Origin of the sequence: Pseudomonas sp. p50(2008) (assembly GCF_015351605.1) — a bacterium.
GTDB lineage: Bacteria > Pseudomonadota > Gammaproteobacteria > Pseudomonadales > Pseudomonadaceae > Aquipseudomonas.
Genome location: NZ_JACMYF010000048.1, coordinates 1 through 1,007, shown reverse-complemented (window position 1 = coordinate 1,007; position 1,007 = coordinate 1). Strand labels below are relative to the sequence as shown.

General features: G+C 52.7%; 1 protein-coding gene. It reads right to left on the bottom strand.

The genetic code is table 11. The features are described from left to right. A partial coding sequence (locus H7698_RS31175; RefSeq protein WP_194693909.1) for a DEAD/DEAH box helicase family protein occupies nt 1–1,007 on the bottom strand: 1,007 nt, incomplete at both ends.

The window sequence follows — 1,007 nt, the reverse complement described above, 5'->3', positions numbered from 1 at the left end:
CAAGAATGGTCTCGATGACCTTGTCCTTTTTCAACCCTTCGCCGGGTTTGGGTGGATTCTTGCCTTCGGGCTTGAAGTAATCTACATGGAAGCGCAGAACATTGCGGTCTTCGATCGCATGAGTGATGGTGTATTGGTGCAGGCAACGCTGGAACAAATCATCCGTGGTGCGGTAGCTGGCTTGCTGGCCTTCGATTTGTTGATAGTTGGCATTCTGCTCGAAAATGGGTGTGCCGGTGAAACCGAACAACTGGGCGTTGGGAAAAAACTCCTTAATAGCCTTGTGGTTTTCGCCGAATTGCGAGCGGTGGCATTCGTCAAAGATGAACACAATGCGCTGGTTGCGCAGTGGCTCCAACCGTTCCTTGTAGTTGCGCTTATTGGTGCCGTCGAGGGCTAACCCTAACTTTTGGATGGTGGTGACGATTACCTTGTCGGCGTAATCGTCTGACAGTAGGCGGCGCACCAACGTTTCGGTATTGGTGTTCTCCTCGACGCAGCCTTCCTGGAAACGGTTGAATTCCTCGCGTGTCTGACGGTCGAGATCTTTGCGGTCCACCACGAACAGGCATTTGTCGATGTCCGGGTTGTCCTTTAGCAGCGTGGAAGCCTTGAACGAGGTGAGCGTTTTGCCGCTGCCAGTGGTGTGCCAGATGTAACCATTGCCGCAGTTCTGGTGGATGCAGTCCACGATGGCCTTGACGGCATAGATCTGATAAGGCCGCATCATGAGTAACTTCTGCTCACTAGCCACCAACACCATGTAACGGCTGATCATCTGGCCCAAGGTGCACTTGGCCAAGAACTTCTCAGCGAAGCTATCCAGGTGCGTAACCTTCTTGTTGTCCTCGCTCGCGAACTGGTAAACAGGTAGGAAGCGTTCGTCAGCGTTGAAGCTGAAGTGACGTGCATTGTTATTGGCGAAGTACCAAGTGTCCGTGCGGTTGCTGACGATAAAAAGCTGGATAAAGCACAGCAACGTGGTGCCGTAGCCATTACCGGCACCA